12 protein-coding genes are annotated in these 15,300 nt (G+C 60.0%); 3 read left to right on the top strand and 9 right to left on the bottom strand.

Annotated elements, in window-relative coordinates; all coding sequences use genetic code 11:
• Positions 1-91 precede the first annotated feature (91 nt).
• Positions 92-2,023 carry a MutS-related protein gene (locus tag ACYSMN_RS19275; protein WP_488925538.1) on the bottom strand — a complete coding sequence of 644 codons (1,932 nt, stop codon included), beginning with the start codon at positions 2,021-2,023 and terminating at the stop codon, positions 92-94.
• A 380-nt stretch (positions 2,024-2,403) separates the two neighbouring features.
• Positions 2,404-2,817 (bottom strand): RidA family protein, encoded by a 414-nt coding sequence (locus tag ACYSMN_RS19270; RefSeq protein ID WP_488925541.1) that lies wholly within the window; start codon positions 2,815-2,817, stop codon positions 2,404-2,406.
• Positions 2,818-2,986: 169 nt separating this feature from the next.
• Here ACYSMN_RS19270 and ACYSMN_RS19265 point away from each other — a divergent pair, with 169 nt between their 5' ends.
• A complete protein-coding gene (locus ACYSMN_RS19265) occupies positions 2,987-3,793 on the top strand; it encodes an energy transducer TonB (RefSeq protein ID WP_488925537.1) in 807 nt (268 codons plus the stop codon).
• 63 nt (positions 3,794-3,856) lie between these two features.
• Positions 3,857-5,416, top strand: coding sequence for a DNA integrity scanning protein DisA nucleotide-binding domain protein (locus ACYSMN_RS19260; RefSeq protein ID WP_488925536.1), 1,560 nt, complete (start codon positions 3,857-3,859; stop codon positions 5,414-5,416).
• A gap of 187 nt (positions 5,417-5,603) precedes the next feature.
• Here the strand turns inward: ACYSMN_RS19260 and ACYSMN_RS19255 are convergent, their stop codons facing one another.
• The 7 genes from ACYSMN_RS19255 to ACYSMN_RS19225 all read right to left on the bottom strand — a co-directional run bounded on the left by ACYSMN_RS19255 (position 5,604) and on the right by ACYSMN_RS19225 (position 14,199).
• Positions 5,604-6,104 carry a DUF4442 domain-containing protein gene (locus ACYSMN_RS19255; protein WP_488925535.1) on the bottom strand — a complete coding sequence of 167 codons (501 nt, stop codon included), beginning with the start codon at positions 6,102-6,104 and terminating at the stop codon, positions 5,604-5,606.
• A 254-nt stretch (positions 6,105-6,358) separates the two neighbouring features.
• Complete coding sequence (locus ACYSMN_RS19250) at positions 6,359-8,353, bottom strand: DUF3857 domain-containing protein (RefSeq protein ID WP_488925534.1); 1,995 nt, start codon at positions 8,351-8,353, stop codon at positions 6,359-6,361.
• 222 nt (positions 8,354-8,575) lie between these two features.
• On the bottom strand, positions 8,576-10,537 hold the full coding sequence (locus ACYSMN_RS19245) for a DUF3857 domain-containing transglutaminase family protein (RefSeq protein WP_488925533.1): 1,962 nt from the start codon (positions 10,535-10,537) through the stop codon (positions 8,576-8,578).
• A gap of 210 nt (positions 10,538-10,747) precedes the next feature.
• The gene (locus ACYSMN_RS19240; protein WP_488925532.1) at positions 10,748-11,293 is read right to left on the bottom strand and encodes a PPC domain-containing DNA-binding protein; all 546 of its coding nucleotides are present in this window, start codon (positions 11,291-11,293) and stop codon (positions 10,748-10,750) included.
• 184 nt (positions 11,294-11,477) lie between these two features.
• Positions 11,478-12,749 carry a hypothetical protein gene (locus tag ACYSMN_RS19235; RefSeq protein WP_488925531.1) on the bottom strand — a complete coding sequence of 424 codons (1,272 nt, stop codon included), beginning with the start codon at positions 12,747-12,749 and terminating at the stop codon, positions 11,478-11,480.
• Entirely contained in the window at positions 12,746-13,525 is a 780-nt protein-coding gene (locus tag ACYSMN_RS19230) for a hypothetical protein (protein ID WP_488925530.1), read from the bottom strand. Before ACYSMN_RS19230 ends, ACYSMN_RS19235 begins: the two co-directional genes overlap by 4 nt.
• A gap of 104 nt (positions 13,526-13,629) precedes the next feature.
• Complete coding sequence (locus ACYSMN_RS19225) at positions 13,630-14,199, bottom strand: RNA polymerase sigma factor (protein WP_488925529.1); 570 nt, start codon at positions 14,197-14,199, stop codon at positions 13,630-13,632.
• A 249-nt stretch (positions 14,200-14,448) separates the two neighbouring features.
• Between ACYSMN_RS19225 and ACYSMN_RS19220 the strand changes: the two genes are divergently transcribed.
• Positions 14,449-15,225 (top strand): M15 family metallopeptidase, encoded by a 777-nt coding sequence (locus ACYSMN_RS19220; protein ID WP_488925528.1) that lies wholly within the window; start codon positions 14,449-14,451, stop codon positions 15,223-15,225.
• Positions 15,226-15,300 lie beyond the last annotated feature (75 nt).

Raw genomic sequence — 15,300 nt, 5'->3', positions numbered from 1 at the left:
CTGATTTCGTCCAGATTACTCACGAACGCAAAGATAATTGTCCGTACAACCTAGAACGACCAACCATTAAACAATTTAACAATGCAGCCATTTACTTATCCACCTCAATGCCCATCAGCTGCATGAGCTGGCTGGCGTTGAAGGCACGGCAAGCGCCGGGCGTGAGGTGGTAGTCGAAGTGAATCTGGCCGTCTTGGAAGGTGCTGTTGAAGCTGAAGTTGCGCACCTGGCCAGGCCACTCGGTTTCTAGTGCGGCCAGTTCCAGGTCGTGGGTGCTGATAAGGCCGGCGGCGCGGCGCTGGTGCAGCTGCCGCAGCAAAGCGCGAGCACCGCGGTGCCGGTCAAGCGAGTTAGTCCCTTTCAGAATCTCATCCAGCAAGTAGAAAACAGGAATTGGTTGTTCGTTTTTGGTTGGTGGTTTTTGGTTGTTCGTTGCTAATGCATCATCGTCAATTGTTAATTGTTCACTGTTAATTGTCAATTGACTACTCAAGTCTAGCAGCAGTTTGAGGCGCTTGAGTTCGGCGTAGAAGGAGGAGGTACTTTCGGCGAGATTGTCCTGAGTGCGCATGGCCGTGAACACCTGGGCCGGGCTGAGGTGGAGCCGCCGGGCGCACACCACGCCGCCCGCCAAAGCCAGCACCATATTCAGCCCCACGGTGCGCAGAAAGGTGCTTTTGCCCGCCATATTGGAACCCGTGATAACAGCCGTTTGTCCGTAGCCTACCGTGTGGAAGTCATTGGTGATGCGTTGGGCCGTGAAGATGAGCGGGTGGCCCAGCGCTTCGGCCGTTACTTCGAGGGGCGCGGTGCTGAGTGTAGGCGTGGCGTAGGTCGGGTTGGCAAATTGCCAGCCGGCCAAGCTCACCAGGGCTTCCAGCTCGGCTTGTACTTCGAGCACGGTAGTCAGTTCCGGGCCTAAGTCCCGCTTCCAGCGTTCCAACTGCCACATGGCGTGCAGGTCCCAGAGCAGCAAACTGTTGAGCAGCAAGGCGCCTAGCGGATGCTCCCGTCCCCGAAACAGCCCCGCCACGCCCGCCAACTGGCCCAAACGGCGAGTAGCCGCGGCGCCGTGACTGGCCGCGCGCAGTGTCTCGCGCAACTCCCGCAGCCGGCCCGACTGCCAGCGTTGGTCGGCATCCTCGTCTTCAAACAATGCCAGCTGCGCCTGCGTGGCCCGTAGCGCGTCGTGCATGGCCAGGGCCTGCTCGGCGTATTCGGTGCGTGCTGTAGCCAGCTGGCCGTTCAGCACGCTGATGATGACCTGCACGCCTACCAGCCAATAGAATCCCTGTCCCAGTAGCCACGCCGCCACGCTCGCCAACACCAGCAGCGGCAACAGCACCAATAGCGGCTTCAACCAAGCTTTGCCTGCAAAAAAATTGGGTAGAGCGAGCCAGGTGCTGAACTCACGTGGGTCGGCCTGCTGGCGTGGGAAGTGCCGGGCGCGTGCCTGCCACTCCTGGGTCCAACCCACGGCCGGAGCCAGTTCGGCGGCGGCTTGCTGGCGAGCCAGGACTTCGTCGCCGGAAGCAGGTTGCAGCAGCCAGCCGGCCAGCCAATCCTGCCCGAGCCGGGTAGAAGCGCGGTTGAGCAATTGAAACAAGGAGTGTGGGCCAAACACGTCAAGGTCGGCGGCGTAGGGGTGCTGGGCGTCGAGGTAGCGCAGGCCGGGGTCAAAGGTGGCGAGGCGGCCCACAAGGCGCTCCTGCTCGTCGTGGTTGAGGCGGGCCAGCAGGCGGTGATGCTCGCGCTGATAGCCCATGCGGCCGTGCCAGCGCACCAGTCCCATAAACGCCAGCCACACGGCTACCACGAATACCAAGCCCGGCACCACGAAACCGTGCGTAAACAGCCACCACGCGCCAGCCGCGCCGCTGCCAAAGAGCAGCACCCGCAACCAGCCACCTAGCTGGTGTCGGCCGGCATAGTGCTGCTCCTGGGCAGTATGCAGCGTTAGGTTTTCGGCAAAAACTTCGGGTGGAGTCACGGTAAGCGGGCGAACAGCAGCGGAAACAGGCACGGCAACAAAAGCAGGTGGAGCCCACGAAGGTACAACGCCCCAACTGCGCTGGGCCCAGCCGCCGTGTTTCCCCTTGAATCGTTAGAGCATCGAGCCGCCGGACATCGGTATGTCATAGGTGTGACATACCGATGTCATGCCCGTGACATTAGTATGTCACGGGGTGCACCTCTAGAGGTCATGATAACTCCCTAATTTTTTGTTGGTTAGAAAGTTGGTAATGAGCCCCAGAGGGGCGGCATATCGGTAGTTGTCATGCACCCAATCGTGCTACAGCCCCATGGGGGTTAAAATAGCTATGTAGTTGCTGTTTCTACCGATATGTCGCCCCTCCGGGGCTTGGCTAATGACTCCGTAAGCGTGAAATTGCTTGTAAGAAGTCAGGCCGAAAATGCCGCTACGCACTTCAGCTCGATGGCAATGGGCGTGGGCAGGCAATTGATTTCGACGGTGGTGCGGCAGGGCTGGTTGCGCTGGAAATACTCGGCGTACAGCTTGTTGTAGGTGGCGAAGTCGTCCTTCATGTTGGTCAGAAACACGGTCACGTCCACGAGGTCTTCCCACCGTGCCCCGGCTTCTTCCAGGATGTAGCGCACGTTCTGGAACACGGCGTGGCACTGGCTCTCGAAATCATACTGCACTATCTGCCCAGCGGCGTCCAGCTCCACGCCCGGCACGGCCTTTTGCCCCCGCTGCCGCGGCCCCACGCCCGAAAGAAACAGCAGGTTACCCACGCGGCGGGCGTGCGGGTAGAGGCCCACCGGCTCCGGCGCGCGGCTGGAATTGTGGGCCATAGAGGAAGACGACGAAGCCAGATTGCCCGAGCTAGCGGAAGGAGTGTCAGGTGCCATGCGCCAAAACTAGCCGATTTTTGGCGTCCTTGCGTAGAGGCTGAACCGGGATGGGCGCTGGTGTGGTTGTTGAGTCGGTTCCGGCCCTAGTGCCCCACGTGTTTTCTCTGTTATGCGCTCCACTCTTCGCCGTTTTGCCATGTTGGCTGCCCTGGCCCTGCCCACCGTTACTCTGGCCCAGCAGAAGCTGAAGTATCCCAAGCCGCAGCCCGACCAGATCTACGACGCCGTAGGCCAACCGGCCGTGCCCCTGGGCGGCCTCGACGCCTACGCGCAATACCTGGCCGACAATCAGCAATTTCCCGCCGCGGCTTTGCAGCGCGGCGCCGCCGGCACCGTTGCCGTTACGTTCGTGGTGGAGAAAAGCGGCGGCATTTCCAACGCCGTTGTAGCCGCACCGCTCGACCCTGATCTGGACGCGGAGGCACTGCGGCTCATCAGTAAGGGCCCGCGCTGGGCGCCAGCGCAGCACAAAGGCCAGAAAGTGCGGCAGCGCGTCACAGTACCCATCTCGTTTCAGATTCCAGCCGGGGCCGATGTCGTGACGCCACCCACACCCGGCACGGCTGCGGCCATACCGCCCGCGCCGGGCAATTCAAATCCAGGCACCACGGTAGTGAAAGCCGACCAGCCGGCCCGGCCCGTGGGCGGTACGGAAGCCTTTTTCGAGTGGATTCAGAAGAACCAGCAGTACCCCGCCCTGGCTCGGCAGCGCAAAATAGAGGGCCGCGTGATGATGGAATTCATGGTAGAGAAAGATGGCACCCTCACCCAAGCCAAAGTGCTCAAGCCGCTCGGTTCGGGCCTCGACCAGGAGGCATTGCGGCTCATCAAAGCAGCCCCGAAATGGCAGCCCGCTACTTTTCAGGGCCAACCTGTAAAGCAAAAGATGGTGTTGCCGGTTCTATTCCAGCTGTAAAGTATTTTTAGGCGCTCTGCGTCAGTTATTATGCCTTCCTCTTCGCCTTCCGCCCCGTCCGCCATGCTCACATCTCTGCCTTTGCTTTCCGCCCCGCCGGTTGCTCTCATTCAGAATGAGGCCATTCCGAACCCGCTGCAAATCTGGCCTTACCAGACTCGGTTTCAGCAAGCCGCCCAAGCCGTAGCCACGGGCCTCTTCAATGCCCTCGATGACGACCTAAAACCCTACGTACTGCTGTTGGCTCTGCCCGTACAGGATGCCGAGTTTGCGCCCGTATGCCTGGAGCCCACCAATTGTGGCCTCGATGGACAAGCGTTTATGGGAGCAGTAGCCCGCGGCCGCGACATTCAACGCCACACGCCCTGGCCCTACGCGGAGCGCGACGATGTGAGCCCCGAAATGGTGCGGCGCAAGCACGAAGGCATTGGGGTGCGCAACGCGGTGCAGGAAATTCTGGACTTCATCGACGACCATTCCGTGCACCAGCACATTGCAGGCTGGCCCATCGAAATCAACGGCTACTTTGTGGTGACGGTGCTGCGCATACTGCGCAAGCCCCTGCGGGCCTATCCGTCCTTGCGGCCAGATCGGTTTTACACCGATGGTAAGCCGCTGGCGCCGTCGTTGCTGGCAGCGGCCATGTACCGTTTCAACGAGGAGTGCATCAAGTCTCTGACTGAACCCGCTCCGGGAGCTGGCCTATTCGTGCGTCCGCGCGAAACGGAGGAATTATTACGAGCCGCCGGTAAGAGCCTGCTTGATACGCCGGCTCAGGCCTTAGGTATCGAACCCGGTACGGCGCGGCTTTTTCATACGCTCAACACCATTTCCAGCCTACGCTACGAAGGGGCCGAGGGCGTGGGCAAGCTGCTGCTCGCCGCCCGCCACCATCCTAACCTGGAGGAAGTGTTTGCCCTCACCTGCCCTACCCCACTCACCGACTACCGCGCCGTGCGCAAGCTGCTCGAAATGACGACGGCCGACGTGAGCCTGCTCGCCGACGGCGAAAACGTGTACGCCCTAGGCCGCCTGGTGGGCAACTACGACGTGAGCCGCGAGGATCTGTTCATTATCAACTTCGTGAACCACTACGTGTGGGAGTTTCAGCACGATGGCAAGGTGCTGATGCGCATCAACTACGGCCAGCCTAGCCTGCCGCGCGCGCGCCTCAACCGTACCCGCTTCCGCAAAGACCTCAAGCGCACTTTCCAACTCGCGGACCCCATCAAGATTGAGCGGCTCTGGGACGTGGTGCTCGAAGCCAGCCGCCAGAAACACGGCACACTGCTCGTCATCACCACCGAAGCCCTAGCCGAAGCCGACCGGCTAAAGCTGCAATGCACGCTCATTGAGCCCGTACCGCTCACGCCCCTCATCACGCGCCTGGTCACGGCCATCGACGGCGCCGTGCTCCTGGACCCCGACGCGTACTGCTACTCCATCGGCGTCATCCTGGACGGTAAAGCTTCCCCCGGCCGGGGTACCAGCACCCGCGGGGCCCGCTTCAACTCCGCCATCCGCTACGTCGAAACCTCGCCGTATCCGTGCCTGGCCATCGTGGTGAGCGAGGACGGTATGGTGGACGTGATTACCAAAGACCGGCTGCGAGAAGAAGAATAGATAGCGCCTGTCATTGCGAGGAGGCACGACGACGCAATCCTTCCTCTCATAGCGCGAAGCCTACTGAAGCAACAAGCCCTTAACTCCGCCGTGGATGTTAAGGGCTTGTCTGTGTAAGAAACTGGTCTCACAAAGAGGAAGGATTGCTGCGTCCTGCGTCCTCGCAATGACAGGAGTTGGAGCAATTCTACTTCGCCCGGAACGACCATGTGATGCGGAACGTGGCTACTGTGTCGCCCGCTTCGTCGGTGCCGGTGCTGGTGCAGATTAGGGTGCGGCCCTCGCCGCTGGCTCGGCTGTCGGCGATGGTTTGGGCGATGCGCTGGCCGTCTTCGCTGGTGAAGGAAATCAGGCCCACCGCCTTCTTGGTGAAATCAGCTTCTAGTCCTACTACCAGCATCGACACGCGCCCTTGGCCCTGAATGTTCATCATGGCTAGCATGCCGCTGGCCATTTCGGCGGCCATGCTCAGGCAGGCAAAGTAAATGCTGCGAAACGGATTCTTGGTGAGGTACTTGAACGGCACCGTAACAGTAGCCCGCTCCGGCGTTATTTCGCGCAGCCGCAAACCCGCCAAATACGCCATCGGCAAACTGCGCAGCATGAACAGACGCAGCTTCAGCGGATTGGAGATGGTGCGCCGAAACGCGGCGGCGGCTGGTGAGTCGAAGGTGGTGGAAGTCTGCATGGCAGAGCGAGATGGGTGCAAAACGAATATACGAGGAAAGCGAAGCGCCTGCCTGCTTACTTGTAGCACAGACTTCAGTCCGTAGCCTGACTCATACGCGCGGTTACCTAGGCTTCCACCTCCACATGCTCCGCCAGTTGCGGTACGGGATTAGCGTTTTGCAATGCGGGTTTTGCAATGCGGCAGGAGCTGGTCAGAAGTAGCGGGCTACGGACTGAAGTCCGTGCCACAGACACAGACACACGCGGATGATTCTAGCTCTTCTTTTCCAGCACTAACACCACCTTGTTGAAGTTGGCGGCGGCATTTACTACGTCGCGGAAAGCCTCGAAATCTTTCTTGGGCCAGCGAATCTGGCGGTAGGCTTCCGTGATGGTGACGGTGACGGTCTGGCCTTGCACGTCGTACTTCGAGCGGAAGTAATAGAGCGGATCTTTGGCGTCGGGGCCGGCTTTTACGTCGGCGTTCAGGTCCTGCAAGTTGCGCACCCGGTAGCCGGCGGGCAGCTCCACCGTTATTACGCGGTTGTAGCGGCGATTGAAGTCGTTTTCCACGTCGTACTGCCGGGCCTCGGTCTGGTACAGCTCCGACTGCGGCCCCAGCAAGTCCCCGATTTTGAAGAGGTAGCGCTGCCCCGCCTTGTTGATCAGAGCGGCCGATTCCACGCTGGCATCCACCAGAAACGGCTTGGTAAGCGGACTCAGCCCAGCTTCGCCGTTGCTCACTTTCACGCTCTTGAACGTGGCGTCGGGCACGCTGCTCTTCACCAAGCTTTGTAGAATCTCGGTCCGCTTCTCTTCGGGAATCAGCGAGAAAAACGGCTGAATAACTTGCGCGTGGTAGCCGCCCATCACCTGGTGCACATCCACGAAAGCCTTATCCAGCTCCGGCGCAAACGTCACCTTGATGTCGAGGTCACTGGGGCTTTGCTCGGCGGTCAGCGGCGGTATTTCCCGCACCTCCCCCACCGCCGACTCCGTAGACCCGAGTTTCACGGTGCGCACAAACAGGCCTTTGTTGGCCGTCCAGCCGGGCGGGACCATGCCGTAGCGGAAATCGGGGCGGGCAGGGGCCAGCAATTGCTTGGTAGTGGGGAAATAAAAGGCGTAGTTGTCGAGGTAGTTCCAGGTGTCGAAGGTTTCATCAAATGGCACGTCGCTACGGTCCGTGGTGATGACCAACTCATGCTCCACGTTGAGGCGCCGCAGCAGGGCCGCAAACAGCCGCGTCAGGCCCATTTCGGAGGCGTTGCGGGTGGCAATTATGCGGGTGAGGTTGGTTTCCCCACCCCCTTCTGCCAAGTTGAAGTTGGTTTTGAGGTAGTTTTCCAGCGCCCGCACGCGGGCTTCCGGGTCGCCGGCCGGTAGCTTGGCCTCGCGCAGCAGCTTATCGGCGGCTTTAGCCTCGTCTTTCGCTACCGAATAGATGGTGCCGTGCAGGTACTGGCTGGCATCGGCCCAGGTGAACAGGCGAGTACGGCCACGCTGAGCCGTGTAGGCCAGCTTGTACTCCACGCGCATCCGCTCGGCGTCGCTGGCAGCAAAAGCTTCTTCGCGGGCCGCCGCCACGTTGGGTAGCTTGATGTTGATGTGGTGCTTGCCAGCAATAACGGTGTCGCGCGCGGCCGCGGGGCCGTGGTACACGCGGGCATCGAAAGTCAGCGCCTCGGGCGAAATCAGCTCGAACGATACGTCGCGGGCGGGCATGTTGCTTTGCAGATAGTCGCGGCCGAAAAACTTGGCTGGCCGCTCGCGCAGAAACAGGTACTCAATCTCGGAGCCTTTCTCGACGCCTTCCACCGCGAATATCTTGTAGCCCCGGCCGCCGTCTTCGTCTTTCAGCTCCTTGATGCTGCCCTCGTTCACCTCCACCACTTCGCCGCGCGGGCTAATGGTGCGGGCCTTCAGGTACAGCAGCTGGCCGCCATCCTGCGGAATGTAAATCTTGTTGAACCGCTCAATGCCATCGGAAGTATTCACGCGTAAGATGCGGTGTTCCGTGGAGTAAAGCCGCATTTCCTTGTCCTTGGGGCTGAACATATACTCCTGCGCCGTGAAATCGCGCAGCACTAGAGCCGGCTGCTTGGCCTCCGCCTCCGATACGGGCAGCCGCTTCGTGCGCTTAGCGTCCCAGGTGTAGGTAGCATATTGGAGCGCAGCCGGCACCGACTGCGCCAGCAGCGGGGAGGCAGCGGTGCTACTGAGCAGCAGAGCCACGGCAGCAGTCCGGGCAGCAGAGAAAAATTGCATAGTTGCTAGGTGAAACACGGGCGAATACTGGCGGCAGTCTTGAGCCGAAGCAGTCGGCGAAGACTGCCAACCATGAAGCCTGGCAAGTCTTCCGACTTGCGTGGGTCTAGTGGAGGGTGTTGGGGTTTGTCAGTTGTCAGTCTGAAGACTGACCTGGCTTCGTGGCTGGCAGTCTTCGCCGACTTTGTCGGCGAAGACTGCCGCCAGGCTAATGGCGTAAAACTACGCCTTCTTGCGCTTCAGGATTACGGTTTCGCGGTAGGCGGCGTTCAGCTTGTCTACTACCGCGTTCCACTGGGCAAACTGCTTGGGCTCCAGCATGAGGTAGTTGATGTACACCTCCTTGTCCTGCACGATTTTGTTGCCGCGACGCTCGTACTTCACTTTGAAGCCGAATACGGGGTCGTGCATTTCAGCGGTTGGGGGCAGGTATTCGACTTCGTAGCCGACAGGAATTTCCAGCTCGGTGCGGGTGCGGTTCTGGTGGGCGTATTCGTTCACGCGGGGCAGGCGGCGCTTGGCGGCGTCTATCCGGTCGTGGGCAAAGGGCTGCTCCAGGTTGAGGTTCACGTAGATTTCGTCGTCGAGCTTCTGCACGTAGTCTTGCAGGCGATACTCGTAGTCGATAGTCAGGGGCTTGTCGCGGGTGTCGAGGTGGCTCACGCTGTACTTGTCGACGAAGAACTTATTGTTGCCGCGCTCCAGCAGGGCCTTTACGTACCTGGTCTCCTCGGTTTGGTCGAGGCCGTCGAGGGCGTAGCTCTGCATTACTTTGGGGTAGCCTTCGAGGCGCAAGCTGCCTTTGCCGCGCAGCCCGCCCTTGTCGTCCAGCGTCAGCGCCGACACGTCGGACACGGGGCTGCGGTCTTTTTCCATCACTGGCACGGGCACCACTTTGCAGTTCTTGCCATCAATAGCCAGCAGCGCCTCCTTGCCTTGGATGAAGGCCGAGGGCATCCCGAACGGCATGTACTTGTTGGTGGCGTCGAGGAAAACGTACTTGCCGGGGCTGGCCTCGTAGGTCGTAATCATGTGGTTGTCGACGCCGGGCGTGGCCAGATCGGAGTAGCGGTAGGGCAGGTCGCGGGTGCCAATCCAGGTGAGGTAAGATTTCACGCCGGCCATGCGCAGCATCTCGCGGGTGAGGTTGGCCATGTCCTTGCAGTCGCCGTAGCGCTTGGCGTACACCTGGCCGGCATCGCGCGGGATGAAACCGCCCATGCCATTCTCGAAAGCCACGTAGCGGACGTTGTCTTGTACCCAGTAATACACGCGCTGCACCTTGTCCTGCTCGGTTTTGGCGCCTACCACCAGCGAGTCTACCACGCGGCGCAGGGCGGGGCTTTCCTTGGGGTCGAGCTTGCTTACGAAGCCCGAATACAGATTGTAAAGCTCCGGCACGCCAGCCAGCATTTTGCGCGCTTGGCCGCTGGCCGTGGGCACTTCCTCCACGAAATACACCAAGTGCGGCAAGTAGTACGCGGCTTGGGGTCCGTCGTCGTCGCGCGGCGGGCTGGGCAAGTTGTCGGCCATCCAACGGTAGGTGATGGTGTTGCCTTTTTCCTGCTTGGTGAAATTGATGTTCAGCCCCTCGGTATGGAACAGCTTGTGGTTGATTTTTACGTTGCGCGGCGCCGTGATAGAGAGTTCAGCGTGGCGCACGGGCACGTAGGAGCCGAAGTAAAACGGCAGCAGAAAACGCGGATCGGGGTGGCGCACGGTGTAATCGACCACCGTGCGGGCACCGGGTGCTACGGCTGGAAAACTCCACGTGGTAGAGCGAGTGTCATCGTAGAAAATGCCCGACTGCACCTCGAATTTCTCTTTGTAGTCGTTCACTTTCACCGTCTTGTAGCTATTGCCAGCGGGCACCAAGGTGCGAGCATCAAGCTTCTGCAAGCGGCTGAAGTGCGAGTTAAACACCTTATTATCAGCGTAAGCCGCCGACTGCGCATCGAGGTGCAACATTTCCTGGTGGTTGCGCGCCAGCACGATTACCGAATCACCCTTCACCTCGAACGTGAGGTCGGTGCGGTAGTCGAGGTACACGGCTTTCTCGCCCGGAAATTTGGCCTGCATTTCCGCCACGAGTTGTGTGGGCTGCTGGGCGTGGGCGGCGGGCGGCGTTAGACTCAACCACAAAAGCAGCGCCAGGGCGCCACCAGACCATTTATTTGCCTTCATACACATATTGATTCCAGTACACTTCGGTCTTGGCAGGTTCGCCTTGGGCGGCAACGAAATAAAATAAGCTAGGAAAGCAAACGGTTACTGCTCTTGCCGCGAGGCTGGCAGATATTCCTACAATAATACGCATTCGGCCGCCGCCCCGAAATAGGCTGTCACCCGCTGGCGCAACAATTTTTTCAGGAATGACTACAAAATGCCTCTCCCCTACCGCCGGCCGGCCTTCTTAGGAGCCGACTCAGGTGCCGGATACACCGTCAGCTCACGGTAGCCAAAAGTAGGGTCCGTTTCGCGGCGAAAATCCAGTTCTTCCAACACTCCAATTACCAGCTCCGCCGTCGTGTATACCACGTTGCCATCGAGCAGATGCCCGCCGACTGTCCGGCCCGTGGAATCGGAAACGGACAAGTGCAGGTGGCTGCCATTGACGGAGAGCGTACCGACTAACGACACAATCTCGAAATGGCCGTGGTACACGCTCGGCCCTTCCTGGTTGGCGAGGCGCAACGTAGCCTGCGTAAGGCTGCCCACGCACGTCACGATGGCACCCGCCCGAATCTGCTGCTGCTGCACGAAGGCTTCGAGCTGCTGGCGCAGGTCCTGGCCGGGCCGCAGCCGCAGCGCGTACGTGCGCATGGAAGAAGGCGTGGCGGACGGCGTGTTGGGAGCATGCATAGCCGGTTTCAGTTGAGCCAGCGCTTCCGGCGCACCAAGCCCCAGCAGCCAGGACAACAGGAGTAGCAGGCGGTTCATACGTTGAGTTCGGGAGGTCTTAAAGGTAGCGCCAGTAGCGCGAAGCTCCAGCTTCGCGCCTCGTTGCTGAGGTTGAACGACTGGAACGGCACCGCCCACCGCGTATCGTTCAACGATACGCGAAGCCTCGCGCTACACGCAAAAGGCCGGCAAATGCCGGCCTTTTCGTCTGATTAAGCGAGTCTTAGCGGTTGAAGCGCACGTTGCCGTAACGCACTTTGATGTTGACGTTGCTGCCGCCCTGCCGGGGTCTGGCCAGGCCGAAGGTGCCTTGCATGTCGCTGGATACAGGGCTGGTTTCCTCCGATGCTACTCGCACCAGTCGCTTATCCACGAGCAGCTTGCCGTGCTGGGTATTGACGTCGAAGTTGAACTTGGCATCATCGGCGAAGTTGAGCAGGATGGTGCTGTAACCGCCATCGAGGTTGATGAGGCTGAAGTTGCGGCCCGTGTTGCGCACCTCAAAGTTGGGGCAGTACTGCACCGTCATATCGAGCCGGTCGGAAAGCTTATCGATGCTGAACTTGGAGAAGCCAGACGTGCCGCGCAGATTGCGCACGGTGCCCAGGGCCACGTCGCCGTACTTGCTGTGCACCGTCAGGTCCTGCACCGTGCCAATATCGATGTCGGAGTAGTTGTTACGCAGGTCCACCGTCTGGCCGTCGTCGAGGCGCAGGCGGGAGTACGAAGCGTCGATGCTGGCGCGGCGGGTGTACGCCACCGAGGCTTGGCCGTTACCGATGCGCACCAGATTCTGGGCACCATCGAGGCGGTCCGTGCGCAACGTTCCGTATTCCACAGCTAGCTCGGTAGAGCCCGTTAGGTCGCCGCTAATGCTCACGTCGCCGAAGGTATTGAACACGTGGAGCGGGGTATTTTTGGGCACCCATACGGTGTAGTTTACCTCGTACAGCTTGGTGCGGCTCCAGCACTCCCGGGGCATCGAGCCAAAGCGGGACCGAACCGACACGCCGCCCGTAGCGGGGTCGTTTTCGAGCATCTGCACCTGAATCATGTCCTGGAGCTGCTGCGCTTTTTCGTCCGTATCGGCGCGGGTGATGATGTCTACCTCCGTGCGCACCTCGTTGCGGCTCCACACGTTCACTTGCACTCGGCCGTAGCGGGTATCCAGCGCGTAGGGCTTCCCGGAGGGCACGGCAAACGTACGGCTCAACCGGCGGGTTTTCTCTACGGCCGGCGCCAGAGCAGCATTTTCCTGCGGGTCCTGTGGCCCTTGCCCTATGGTTTGCTGCTGACCTTGCTCAACTTGCGGCGCGCCGGCCCCACCTTGCAGTCCGTAAGCTGGTGCCTCGGGACAAGGTTGCTGGTAGTATTGCACGTCGGTGGTGGCCATTCGCTTGCTCTGGGCCTGGCTCACGGTGCAGCTAGTAGCCAGCAGTAAGCCAAGGACCAGTAACGCTGGGCCACCTTGTAGAAAGCGGAAGGACTGGCTCATGGCATTGGGTGATTGTCGGCAATCATGAGCGGTTGGGTGTGGAAGTCCTGCATTTGCTCCCTGGTACGGGTTTGCTGGTTCAGGATGTCGAGCCTGATTTGCAGGTTGCGGTTCATGGCGTCGAGCACCACGGCCGGCTCCGGGTTGCGGTACAGCTCCATTTTCAACTGCCGATAGGTCGAGTCGAGTGAGGCCAGTTCGCGCTGCCAGTCGGCGCGGGTACCAGCGTCCGACGTTCGGGCTTCTAATTGCTCCAACTCAGCTTGGCGCTCCTGAATCTGGGTGGCGTAGTAGGATTCCATGCGACGCACTTCCTGCGTCAGGCGCTGGGCGGGCGCCTCGGTTCCAATGGCTACCGTGGAAGCCCCAAAGTTGAAGGGAGCAGCGTCATCTGTTTCTGTGATGGTGGGTGCCAGCACGAGGGGCGTAGGGCTAGTGTTCCAAGCAGGCGTACGATGCCCGTTGCTCCACACGGCGCCAAAGCCAGCCATTATCAGCAGTGCCAAGGCGGCGGCCATGCCAGGTCGGGGCAACCAGCCCCAGCGGGTAGTCAATGGTGTCGTCGTGGTGGTGGTTACTCCAGCAGCAGGGTACAGCTTTACTATCCGCAGCGGAGCGGCGGTTTCTTCGGGCTCAGAGGTGGAGGTAGCGCCGGCTGTGGGTGCAGCTAGCTTTTGTTCGATGTTGTCCCACAGGTCCGGGCGCGGCTCAAACGCGTCGAAGTCGGCGCGGTGCCGCTCAACGAAATTTTCCAGTCCGGTTTCTTTCTCGTTCATGTCAGGGGTGGTACTACGCACGTGGCTTCCTCAACCCTAAACGCCCCGTCTTAGTTTGGGGTGGGCGGTGCGCGTTGGGCGAGGATTCTGTATTTGTTACTCTTTTACGCAGTCAGGCCGCAGTTGCGCGCCAGTTCCAGCAATTTTTTGCGGGCCCGGCTGTACTGCGACTTCGACGTGGATTCGGTGATGCCCAGAATACCGGCTATTTCGGCGTGGTCGTAGCCTTCCAGCAAGTAGAGGCTCAGCACCACGCGGTAGCCGTCCGGCAGATCCTGCACGCAGCGGCGCACTACGTCGGCGCGCCAGCTGATTTCTTCGTTTTCGGGGCCGTAGCTGGTGGTTTCAGGGCTGGCAGCATCGTGCTGCTCCCCGAGGGGCACCAGTTGCAGGCGCCGGTTGCGCAGGCAATTGATGCTCTTGTTGATGACGATGCGCTTGAGCCAGGAGCCGAACGACGAATCGCCCTTGTAGCTGTGCAACTCGCGGAAAGCACTCAAAAACGACTCCTGGAGCACGTCCTCGGCCTCGGCATAGTCGCCGGTGATGCGCAGGGAGGCGTTGAACATGGCTTTGGAGTAACGCTTATAAATCTCGGCCTGGGCCCGCCGGTCGCCCAGGCGGCACCGCTCTACCAGCGGGGCGTTGATGTCAGTGTACGCAAAGGCTTCCATAGGGCGAGTTGCGGGAATAAGTGAGCAGGAAGAGGGTTCAATATCCAACTTTCCGGGCGAAGCTGCTAACGGTTGATGGCCAAGCGAATCATAGACAACGCCAGCTTGCTGGAGTTGCATTTGCAACAAACATGAATTACGAATGCTATTATCTTAAATATAATACATAAATTATATAAACAATCGCCTGATTGCCAGCCCCACAGCCGATAGTCGCGGCATTACGTCATCCTCCAAACCCCTACTACTATGCAAGTACTTCGTCTACATTCGCAGGGCCCTAGTGTTCGGCGCTGGCAATTATTTCTCATTGGCCAAGACCTGCTGCACGATCAGGCCAACGGCATCTTCGGCGACAGCACGGAGGAGGCTACCATTGCTTTTCAGAAACGGCATAAGCTGAAGCCCGACGGCGAGGCGGGCAACGACACTATTGGACTGGCTATGCAGCTCCACTTCGGCGTACTCAAGGATGCCGACAACAGCCGCACCGGCATCAACTGGCCGGCCGTGCCCAACTTCAAACCGCTGGTAGGCACGGCGGCGCGGCAGCAAATTTTCGGCAAGTTTCGCTTCGTAGCGGCTCCCATTGCCGGCAACCCCGAAAATATTAAGGTGCTCGACAACTGGGCCAGCCAGCATATTCGCCTAGCCAAGCTGCCCGCGGTGGGTGGCGTGATACCGAAGCAGGTGGAATTTCATACGCTGGCCGTGCCGCAGCTTGAAAACCTGTGGCGCGACTGGCAGCAGGCCGGCTTGCTTCAACACGTGCTCAGCTGGGACGGCTCCTACGTGCCGCGCTTCATTCGGGGCAGCCGGACGCAACTCAGCAACCATGCCTTCGGCACGGCTTTCGACATCAACTGCAACTTCAACCGGCTAGGCACCATTCCTGCCCGTATTGGGCACAAGGGCTGCGTGCGGGAGATGGTGGAGCTAGCCAACCAGAACGGCTTTTTTTGGGGCGGCCACTTCGGCGGCAAACGCGTGGATGGCATGCACTTCGAAATAGCGAAGCTGTTCTGATACGTTCAGCGCAAGAGGTAAAAAGGCCCGCCTGGTAATCCAGACGGGCCTTTTTCACTTGAGCACCGGCAGTTC

The organism is Hymenobacter sp. M1-2 (assembly GCF_057808495.1).
This window is presented reverse-complemented; position numbering and strand designations above follow the sequence as displayed.

Excerpts from the sequence above, each read along its gene's own strand:
- ACYSMN_RS19255 (WP_488925535.1), bottom strand. The coding sequence starts at position 6,104 with ATGCAGACTTCCACCACCTTCGACTCACCAGCCGCCGCCGCGTTTCGG.
- ACYSMN_RS19230 (WP_488925530.1), bottom strand. The coding sequence starts at position 13,525 with ATGAACGAGAAAGAAACCGGACTGGAAAATTTCGTTGAGCGGCACCGC.
- ACYSMN_RS19240 (WP_488925532.1), bottom strand. The coding sequence starts at position 11,293 with ATGAACCGCCTGCTACTCCTGTTGTCCTGGCTGCTGGGGCTTGGTGCG.
- ACYSMN_RS19235 (WP_488925531.1), bottom strand. The coding sequence starts at position 12,749 with ATGAGCCAGTCCTTCCGCTTTCTACAAGGTGGCCCAGCGTTACTGGTC.
- ACYSMN_RS19245 (WP_488925533.1), bottom strand. The coding sequence starts at position 10,537 with ATGAAGGCAAATAAATGGTCTGGTGGCGCCCTGGCGCTGCTTTTGTGG.
- ACYSMN_RS19270 (WP_488925541.1), bottom strand. The coding sequence starts at position 2,817 with ATGGCCCACAATTCCAGCCGCGCGCCGGAGCCGGTGGGCCTCTACCCG.
- ACYSMN_RS19260 (WP_488925536.1), top strand. The coding sequence starts at position 3,857 with ATGCTCACATCTCTGCCTTTGCTTTCCGCCCCGCCGGTTGCTCTCATT.
- ACYSMN_RS19265 (WP_488925537.1), top strand. The coding sequence starts at position 2,987 with ATGCGCTCCACTCTTCGCCGTTTTGCCATGTTGGCTGCCCTGGCCCTG.
- ACYSMN_RS19220 (WP_488925528.1), top strand. The coding sequence starts at position 14,449 with ATGCAAGTACTTCGTCTACATTCGCAGGGCCCTAGTGTTCGGCGCTGG.
- ACYSMN_RS19250 (WP_488925534.1), bottom strand. The coding sequence starts at position 8,353 with ATGCAATTTTTCTCTGCTGCCCGGACTGCTGCCGTGGCTCTGCTGCTC.
- ACYSMN_RS19225 (WP_488925529.1), bottom strand. The coding sequence starts at position 14,199 with ATGGAAGCCTTTGCGTACACTGACATCAACGCCCCGCTGGTAGAGCGG.